This is a genomic window from Pengzhenrongella sp. (assembly GCF_036565025.1).
Taxonomy (GTDB): domain Bacteria; phylum Actinomycetota; class Actinomycetes; order Actinomycetales; family Cellulomonadaceae; genus Pengzhenrongella.
The window spans coordinates 1-8778 of sequence record NZ_DATCNW010000214.1 but is presented as its reverse complement, the minus strand read 5'-3'; the positions used below and the strand labels follow the sequence as shown (position 1 = coordinate 8778).

Below are 8778 nucleotides of genomic sequence, written 5' to 3'. Positions count from 1 at the left end.
GGAAACCGCAACGTCCGAGCGTTGACGTCCTATAGGACGTCAACGCTCGGACGTTGCGGGGGAACTTCGGACGTTGCGGGGGAAGCTGGTCAGGAGCGGGGGCTACCGGTCGTGGTGAGGTCCGGGTCGAGGTCGGGGTCGAGGTCGGCCTCGGCTGCGGCCGCCGCCGCCGCGGCTGCGGCGTGGTGGGCCAGGACCGGGTGCGGGCCGGTGGTTCCGTCCCGCTCGGCGGCGATCGCGCGGATGCGGTCCCTCGAGAGGTACCAGCCCACGATCAGCAGCGGGACGATGATGACGATGGACGCGACCGTCCAGGTCCCCACCGGCGAGTCGAACGCCATCAGCACGACGACGGCGACCAGGAACGCCAGCGTCAGGTAGCCGGTGTACGGCGCTCCGAACAACCGGAACGACGGTCGCACGGCCAGCCCCTTGCGGGCCAGCTTCTGCAGGGCGATCTGGCAGAGCATGATCATTCCCCACGCGGTCAGGATGCCCAGGGACGCCACGTTCAGCACGATCTCGAACGCGCTCGCGGGCACCACGGCATTGAGGATGACGCCGAGCCCGGCGACGGCGGCGGTCAGCGCGATCCCGCCGTACGGGACCCCTCGCTTGTTCATCCGGCCCGCGAACCGGGGGGCGGAGCCCGCCATGGACATGGAGCGCAGGATCCGCCCCGTCGAGTACAGCCCGGCGTTCAGCGACGACATGGAGGCCGTCAGGACCACCAGGTTCATGATCGTGTCCGCGCCGTTGACGCCGATCGAGCCGAAGAAGGTGACGAACGGGCTCTCGGTGGCCTTGTACGCCGTGTACGGCAGCAGCAGCGAGAGCAGCACGAGCGAGCCGACGTAGAACACGACGATGCGCAGGACCACGGTGTTGATGGCCTTCGGCACGATCTTCTCCGGGTTCTTGGTCTCGCCGGCCGCCGTGCCGATCAGCTCGATCGAGGCGTAGGCGAAGACGACGCCCTGCATGACGACGACGGCGGGCAGGATTCCCTGCGGGATCAGGCCGCCGTTGTCCGCGATGAGGCTCATGCCGACCTGGTGATCCGCCACGGGCGTGCCGAAGATGACGAAGTAGACACCCACGACGAGGAAGGCCACCAGCGCCGCGACCTTGATCAGCGCGAACCAGAACTCCATCTCGCCGAAGACCTTCACCGACACGAGGTTGAGCCCGAGCACGATGAGCAGGGCCGCCAGGGCCCAGAGCCATTGCGGCACCGAACCGATCCACGCCACGTACTTGGCGAAGAAGTGCATGTAGAGGGCGATCGCCGTGATGTCCACGATCGAGGTCATGGCCCAGTTGAGCCAGTACATCCACCCCGTGACGAAGGCCGCCTTCTCGCCGTAGAACTCGCGGGCGTAGGAGACGAACGACCCCGACGTCGGCCGGTGCAGCACGAGCTCACCGAGCGCGCGGAGCACCAGGAAGGCGAAGAAGCCGCAGACGGCGAACGATATGACCAGCGCCGGACCGGCGCTGGCCAGCCGGCCGCCGGCGCCGAGGAAGAGCCCGGTCCCGATGGCCCCGCCAATCGCGATCATCTGGACCTGGCGACCCTTGAGGCCCTTGTGGTACCCGGCGTCCTCTGCGGTCAACGAGCGGTCGGGGACGTCCGCCACCAGGTCGTCGTCTCTCGATTTCAGGGGTGTGCTCATGGACGAGCTCCTTCTTGCGTAGTCGTGCATTCGCGAACGCACTGATGCCGGCCCGTCGTTGGGCCGGACTGTGTTCTACGGGTCGTCGTTCTACGGTTCGTCGTCGAAAGAAAGGGGGGCGAGCTCGCCGACCGGCAGCCCGCCGCCGAGCACCGGCGTGGTCGCCAGGCCGGACAGCGCCGCCGGGTCCACGCCGAGCCGGATCAGTGCCTGGACGGTCACCGGCATCCTGGCCCGGTCCCCGCCGTCGGAGATCTTCACGGCGACCGTGCGACCGTCCGGCAGCGCCGTGACCTGGACGCCCTCGAAGCCGTCCTTGGCGAGCAGCCCCGGGACCCGGCGCATGAGCGCGGTGACGTCCCTGCCCTCGCCGGCCACCTGGCCGGGGTGGCTCGTCATGGCGGTCGCGACCGCGCGCTCCGCGGTCCCGGGCGCGCCGGTCCTGATGCGGCTGAACGCCGTCGCCATCGCGCGCAGCGAGAGGGCGAACACGGGCGTCCCGCAGCCGTCCGTGCTCGCGTGCCGGATCCGTTCGCCGGTCAGCTCCTCGACGACACCGTGGATCAGCCGCTGGAGCGGGTGTCCGGGTTCGCAGTAGCCGTCGACCGGCCAGCCGTTGATGGCGCAGGTGGCCGCCATCGCGGCGTGCTTGCCCGAGCAGTTCTGGGTCAGCCGGCTCGGGACCCCGCCCGACCGCAGCCAGGCGTCCCGCTCGGCCGTGCCGTAGGGCAGGTCGGGCACGTTCCCGAGCGCCGACGGGTCCAGGCCGTGCGTCGCCAGGATCTGCCGGGCTCCGGCGACATGGTCGGCGGAACCGGAATGGCTGGCCGCGGCCAGGGCCAACAGGTTCGGCGGCAACCGCAGCCCGGCCCGGACCAGGGCGACGGCCTGCAGCGGCTTGAGCGACGAGCGCGGGAAGTACAGCGCCAGCGGATCGCCCGCCGAGAGCAGGGTGCGTCCGGCGGGGTCGACCGCGATCAGCGAGCCGCAGTGAACGCTCTCGACCACGTCCCCGCGGCGCTGCACGGCGAGCGGGACGTGCAGCGGCAGCCGGTGCCCGGCGGCGACCGGCCGGGACAGGCTCGAGATCTCAGAGATCCTGATCGGCCCCGTCTCCGATGATCGTCTCGACCGCAGATCCGACGGCGGCGAGATGGCGGCGCATCGCCTCGGTGGACTCGGCTTGCGAGCCCCTCTTGATGGAGTCGAAGATCGCCTGGTGCTCGGCGTCGGAGTCCGGCCGGCGGTTGGTGATCAGGTTGATCGTCTCGGACTGGTTCGCCATGGCGTCCCGGATCGTGGTGATGATCTGCTCGAAGACCGCGTTCCCGCTCGCGTGGGCGATCGCGACGTGGAAGTTCGCATCCAGGCTGACCCAGATCTGCGGGTCGTCCTCGCCTGCCATGGACTCCATGAGCTCGCGGAGCGCCTCGAGGTCCTCCTCGGTGCGTCGCGTCGCCGCCAGGCCCGCCGCCGGGATCTCGATGTGCGGCCGGGCCTCCGCCAGATGCCGGGCGGAGAACCCACCGAGCACGAGGTCCCGCGCGACGTGATCGGAGACGACGAACGTCCCCCGGCCGGTCCGCGTCGACGTCAGGCCCAGGGCGTCGCAGGATCGCAGGGCCTCGCGGATCACCGACCGGCTCACGCCGTACTGCTTGGCCATCGAGTTCTCCGAGCTGAGCCGCGTGCCCACCTCGAGCTCGCCGGCCTCGATCGCCTGCCGCAGCGCGCTGAAGACAGCTTCGGCCGCGCTCACCCGAACGATCGGGGCCTGCCCTGCTGTCCAGCTGTCTGACAGGTTCATCGGGTCAACGTTCCATGGCTCCCGATCCGCGTCAATTTGTTCAACGATGACGCCCGGGAAGTCTCAGTCCGTGAGACCGTCCAGGATCGCCGCGGTCCCCGACACGCCCAGGCGCGTCGCACCCGCGACGATCATCGCGAGTGCGTCCGGGGTGCTGCGGATCCCGCCGGAGGCCTTGACGCCGAGGCGCCCGCCGACGGTCTTCGCCATCAGCTGCACGGCGTGGACGGTCGCGCCACCCTTGGGGTGGAAGCCCGTGGACGTCTTGACGTAGTCCGCGCCGGCGGCCTCGGCGGCCCCGCAGACGGCCACGATCTGCTCGTCCGTGAGCACGGCAGACTCGATGATCACCTTCAGGACCACCGGCGCCGGCGCGGCGGCGCGCACCGCGGCGATCTCGGCGCGCACCGCCTCGAACTGGCCGGTCGTGGCCAGCGCGAGGTTGATGACCATGTCGATCTCGTCCGCCCCGTCCGCCGCGGCGCGAGCCGCCTCGGCGGCCTTGACCTCGCCGTGGTGCGCGCCGGACGGGAAGCCGCACACGACGGCGACCTTGACCTCGCCGGTGCCGGTCAGCGGCAGCATGCTCGGCGAGACGCACACCGAGTAGGCCCCCAGCGCGCGGGCCTGCGCCACCAGCTCGGTCACCTGCTCGGCGGTCGCCTCGGGCTTGAGCAGGGTGTGGTCGATCAGCTGAGCGACCTGCGTGCGGGTGGGCGTCGACATGGTGTGTCTCCTGCGAATGGTCCGTGCTTCAGCCGGCGGGTCGCGCCGGGGCGATCAGCTGAGAACCGCGCCGCGCGAGGCGGAGCCGACGAGCTTGGCGTACTTCGCCAGCACGCCGCGCGTGTACACGGGGGCCGGCGGCGTCCAGCCGACCTGCCGCGCGGCCAGCACGTCGTCGGCCACGAGCAGGTCGAGCGTGGAGTTGCCGACGTCGAGCCGGATCCTGTCGCCGTCGCGGACGAAGGCGATCGGGCCGGCGTCGACGGCCTCGGGCGCGACGTGTCCCACGCACAGACCGGTCGTGCCGCCGGAGAACCGGCCGTCGGTGAGCAGCAGCACGTCCTTGCCGAGGCCGGCGCCCTTGATCGCGCCGGTGATCGCGAGCATCTCGCGCATGCCGGGCCCGCCCTTGGGGCCCTCGTACCGGATGACGACAACGTCCCCGGCCACGATCGTGCCGTCCTCGAGCGCGTCCATCGCGGCACGCTCGCGGTCGAACACCCGCGCGGTGCCCTCGAACACGTCGGAGTCGAAGCCGGCCGACTTCACCACGGCGCCCTCGGGGGCGAGCGAGCCCTTGAGGATCGTGATGCCGCCGGTCGCGTGGATCGGGTTGCCGAGCGCGCGCAGGATCTTGCCGTCCGGGTCCGGGGGGTTGATCTCGGCGAGGTTCTCCGCGACCGTCAGGCCGGTGACGGTGAGGCAGTCGCCGTGCAGCAGACCGGCGTCAAGCAGGGCCTTCATCACCACGGGCACCCCGCCGACGCGGTCCAGGTCGTACATCACGAACTGGCCGAACGGCTTGAGGTTGCCCAGGTGCGGCACCTTGGCGGCGATCCGGGTGAAGTCGTCGAGCGTGAGGTCGACCTCGGCCTCGTGCGCGATGGCGAGCAGGTGCAGCACGGCGTTCGTCGAGCCGCCGAACGCCATGACGACGGCGATCGCGTTCTCGAAGGCCTTCTTGGTCATGATGTCCCGCGCGGTGATCCCCAGGCGCAGCATGTTGACCACGGCTTCGCCCGAGCGCACCGCGAAGTTGTCGCGGCGGCGGTCGGCCGACGGCGGCGCGGCCGAGCCTGGCAGCGACATGCCCATGGCCTCGGCGACGGACGCCATCGTGTTCGCGGTGTACATCCCGCCGCACGCGCCCTCGCCGGGACAGATCGCGCGCTCGATGCGGCCGAGGTCCTCGGTGCTCATCAGGCCCTTCGCGCAGGCCCCGACGGCCTCGAACGCGTCGATAATCGTGACGTCCTTCTCGGTGCCGTCCTCGAGCTTGACCCAGCCCGGCATGATCGAGCCCGCGTAGAGGAACACCGAGGCGAGGTCGAGGCGGGCTGCGGCCATCAGCATGCCGGGCAGCGACTTGTCGCAGCCGGCGAGCAGCACGGAGCCGTCCAGGCGCTCCGCCTGCATGACGATCTCGACGCTGTCCGCGATCGTGTCGCGCGAGACGAGCGAGAAGTGCATGCCCTCGTGGCCCATGGAGATGCCGTCGGAGACGGAGATGGTGCCGAACTCGAGCGGGTAGCCGCCCGCGGCGTGCACCCCGTTCTTGGCGGCCTTCGCGAGCCGGTCCAGGGACAAGTTGCACGGCGTGATCTCGTTCCACGAGCTCGCGACGCCGATCTGCGGCTTGGCGAAGTCCTCGTCGCCGAGCCCGACGGCGCGCAGCATGCCGCGCGCGGCCGTCGCCTCGATGCCGTCGGTCACCTGCCGGCTGCGGGGTTTGATGTCCGGGGTGCCTCGCCCGGTGCCGTGCGTGGTCCTGCTGTCAGCCGTGGGCTCGGTCGTCGCGGTCATGCCCGCGAGTCTAGGACGGCGGGTGGGAGCGCAGGTCCGCGGGTCGCAGGGCGGACAGACGCCGCGGGCGAGGCTGGCCCCGCCTCAGCCCTCGCGTGCCTGCCAGGTGCACACGCACGCCTCGTTGCCCTCGGCGTCGGCCAGCACCCAGAACGCGGGCGCGCGGGCGTCCGAGACCAGGTGGCCGCCCGCCGCGATCGCGGCCGACACCCGGGCTGGCGCGACGTCGTGCGGAACCGAGACGTCGAGGTGGACGCGGTTGCGCTGCGGCCGGGGCTCGTCCATCTGCTGGAACCACACCGCCGGGCCGATGCCGTCCGGGTCGATCAGCGCGGGGGCGCCGCCGTCGGAGGCGCTGCCGCCGCCGTCGTCGGGCAGGGTGCTGTCGCGGTAGGAGAGCACGGCACGCCAGAACGGGCGGACCGCCGCGATGTCGAGCGCGTCGATGCCGATCTCCAGGGTGGCCGGCCGTTCGGGCTCGCCCGGGATCTCGAGCTCGTCCGCGAGCGAGGTGATCTGCGCGGCGAGGTTGACGTCCCTGCTGGTGAGGCCACCGGCGTCGTGCGTGATGAGGACGATGCGCACGCGGAAGTAGCGCAGATCGACGTCGGGATGGTGGCCGGCCGCCTCGGCCAGGTCTGCGATGCGGCGCACGAACTCGACGCCGCGCACGAAGTTTCCGGTGCGGAAGCTCCCCCGGACCGCGCCGAGCACGACCCGCCAGTGACGCGCGTCGACCGCCTCCTGGACTGCCTTGTCGGTAAGTTTTTCGACCATGCGTCCACTGTGGCATCGGCCACCGACAAACCGCCCGCCGGGGGGCTTGCAGTTGACGTAGCGTCAACTTGTAGCGTCCTGCAACGAGGGCGGATGGTCCGCTCTCGACGATGTTGGACACGACGAGACGCAGCGGATGGAGGCGGGCATGAAAAGCACGAGCACGAGCACGAGCACGTGGACGATCGGCGAGCTCGCCAGGCTCTCGGGCGTCACGTCGCGCACGCTGCGGCACTACGACGCGATCGACCTGCTCGCACCGCGCGCCGTCGGGGCCGGTGGGCGCCGGGTCTACGGGCGGCGCGAGCTGCTGCGGTTGCAGCAGATCCTCGTGCTGCGCGAGCTCGACGTCTCGCTCCCGACGGTCGCGGAGATCCTGTCCGACGACGGCGGGCCGGGCGCGCGGAGAGTCGACCGGCTGCGCGAGCACCATGAGCGCCTGCTGGCCGAGCGGGACCGGTTCGACCGGCTCGCGCGGACCGTCGCGTCCACCATCACGGCTCTGGAGAAAGGTGAGGACATGGCGGCGGACAAGCTCTACGAGGGCTTCGACAACAGCCAGTACGACGCCGAGGCGCGCGAGCGCTGGGGCGACGAGCCGGTGGACCGCGGTGCGGCGGCGTGGGAGCGGATGGGCCCGGCCGGCCAGGCCGAGCACCACCGCGAGACGGCGGCGATCGGTGCCGGGCTCGCGTCCGCGATGGCCGACGTCGTGGCAGCGGGCGACGAGCGCGTGCAGGGCCTGGTCGCCCGGCACTACGCGCAGGTCGCGATCTTCTGGACCCCGAGCGCGCAGGCGTACCGGGGCCTGGGCCAGATGTATGTCGACGACGAGCGCTTCCGCGCCACGTACGAGGCCTACGCCGAGGGCCTCGCGGAGTACCTCCGCGACGCCATGTCGATCTACGCCACGGCACGCCTGGCGTAGGACCCCGCAGCGGCCGGCAAGCCGGCGGGCCAGCGGTCAGGCAGCGGCCCGTGGGCCCGCGGCCCCGTCCGGCCCGCACGGCCCGCACGGCCCGTCCGGCCCGTCCGGCCCGTCCGGCCCGTCCGGCCCGCAGACTGCGCACATCCGCAACGACTGCGCACATCCGATGTGCGCAGCGGACACGGATGTGCGCAGTCTGCGTCACGGCCGGTACGGCGCACGGCGGCGCGGCGCGACTCGTGCTAGCTGGGCAGGGGTGACGTCGAACGTTCCCGCGGGAATGCTCTGCGCCGAGACGGAGCGCCTGCGCCATCCTGGCGGCTTGCGGCGTCGGGTCGTCCTGGCGGCTTGCGGCCTCAGGTCGCCGGGTTGGGCTGGACCACGCACCACTCGTTGCCCTCGGGGTCGAGCAGGACCTGGAACGACCCAGGGCCGTCGCGATGAATGTCGCCCACGCGCCTGGCACCGAGGGCTTCTGCCTCGCGGGTGGCCGCCGGGATGTCCGAGACGACGACGTCGAGGTGCAGTCGGTTCTTCACCGTCTTGCCCTCGGGGACTTTCTGGAAGGCGAGCCGGGTCCATCCCGGTGGATCGACGTAGTGCCAGGACTCGTCCCGCTCGCGCGGTTCCCCGCCGAGTACGGCTGACCAGAACTGGGCCAGCACGGCAGGGTTCGCGCAGTCGACCACGACCTCGTCAATTCGTCCGATCACGCCGCGATGCTATCCGGACCGCCGCCCGCGCCAGAGTTCTCGCGGGCCGGGACGCAGACCGCCCCATCCGTGCGCCGCCCCCATTTCATGGGCGGTCGCGGCCGACGGTGTCGTCGAACTGGGACTTGTTGTCCTCCCCAGAGCCGAATCAGGACAACGACTCCCAGTTCGGCGCTTGGCTCGAACGCGTTCCAACAGGAATGCCGTCGCTAGCGGGACCTTCCTGGCTAGCTGGATCGTGAGTGGTCCCGGCTGAGCGTTCGGTGGGTCATTTGGGTGCGTTGACCTGGGGAGATGTTCGGTTTGGGGCTTGACTTCGTCGACCGAACAGTGTATTACCCATATATG

The 8778-nt window shown here is 71.1% G+C and carries 8 protein-coding genes; 1 reads left to right on the top strand and 7 read right to left on the bottom strand.

All coding sequences use genetic code 11. The annotated features are described in order from the left end of the window. Positions 1-89: 89 nt before the first annotated feature. The 6 genes from VIM26_RS12305 to VIM26_RS12280 all read right to left on the bottom strand — a co-directional run bounded on the left by VIM26_RS12305 (position 90) and on the right by VIM26_RS12280 (position 6789). Positions 90-1676 (bottom strand): amino acid permease, encoded by a 1587-nt coding sequence (locus tag VIM26_RS12305; RefSeq protein WP_331951561.1) that lies wholly within the window; start codon positions 1674-1676, stop codon positions 90-92. 90 nt (positions 1677-1766) lie between these two features. Then, positions 1767-2756 (bottom strand): asparaginase, encoded by a 990-nt coding sequence (locus VIM26_RS12300; RefSeq protein ID WP_414696477.1) that lies wholly within the window; start codon positions 2754-2756, stop codon positions 1767-1769. 10 nt (positions 2757-2766) lie between these two features. Next, the gene (locus VIM26_RS12295; RefSeq protein ID WP_331951557.1) at positions 2767-3483 is read right to left on the bottom strand and encodes a FadR/GntR family transcriptional regulator; all 717 of its coding nucleotides are present in this window, start codon (positions 3481-3483) and stop codon (positions 2767-2769) included. Positions 3484-3546: 63 nt separating this feature from the next. After that, entirely contained in the window at positions 3547-4209 is a 663-nt protein-coding gene (deoC, locus tag VIM26_RS12290; RefSeq protein WP_331951555.1) for a deoxyribose-phosphate aldolase, read from the bottom strand. A 54-nt stretch (positions 4210-4263) separates the two neighbouring features. Further along, positions 4264-6012, bottom strand: coding sequence for a dihydroxy-acid dehydratase (gene ilvD / locus VIM26_RS12285; protein WP_331951553.1), 1749 nt, complete (start codon positions 6010-6012; stop codon positions 4264-4266). An 84-nt stretch (positions 6013-6096) separates the two neighbouring features. Continuing rightward, a complete protein-coding gene (locus VIM26_RS12280) occupies positions 6097-6789 on the bottom strand; it encodes a 4a-hydroxytetrahydrobiopterin dehydratase (RefSeq protein WP_331951551.1) in 693 nt (230 codons plus the stop codon). A gap of 148 nt (positions 6790-6937) precedes the next feature. On the opposite strand from VIM26_RS12280, the gene VIM26_RS12275 reads away from it, so the two are divergent. After that, positions 6938-7717 (top strand): MerR family transcriptional regulator, encoded by a 780-nt coding sequence (locus VIM26_RS12275; RefSeq protein ID WP_331951549.1) that lies wholly within the window; start codon positions 6938-6940, stop codon positions 7715-7717. Positions 7718-8073: 356 nt separating this feature from the next. Here the strand turns inward: VIM26_RS12275 and VIM26_RS12270 are convergent, their stop codons facing one another. Beyond that, complete coding sequence (locus VIM26_RS12270) at positions 8074-8430, bottom strand: VOC family protein (RefSeq protein WP_331951547.1); 357 nt, start codon at positions 8428-8430, stop codon at positions 8074-8076. Positions 8431-8778 lie beyond the last annotated feature (348 nt).

Bases quoted from the DNA above. Each gene is read 5' to 3' on its own strand.
- VIM26_RS12295 (WP_331951557.1), bottom strand. From the start codon at position 3,483: ATGAACCTGTCAGACAGCTGGACAGCAGGGCAGGCCCCGATCGTTCGG.
- VIM26_RS12275 (WP_331951549.1), top strand. From the start codon at position 6,938: ATGAAAAGCACGAGCACGAGCACGAGCACGTGGACGATCGGCGAGCTC.
- VIM26_RS12280 (WP_331951551.1), bottom strand. From the start codon at position 6,789: ATGGTCGAAAAACTTACCGACAAGGCAGTCCAGGAGGCGGTCGACGCG.
- VIM26_RS12305 (WP_331951561.1), bottom strand. From the start codon at position 1,676: ATGAGCACACCCCTGAAATCGAGAGACGACGACCTGGTGGCGGACGTC.
- ilvD (WP_331951553.1), bottom strand. From the start codon at position 6,012: ATGACCGCGACGACCGAGCCCACGGCTGACAGCAGGACCACGCACGGC.
- deoC (WP_331951555.1), bottom strand. From the start codon at position 4,209: ATGTCGACGCCCACCCGCACGCAGGTCGCTCAGCTGATCGACCACACC.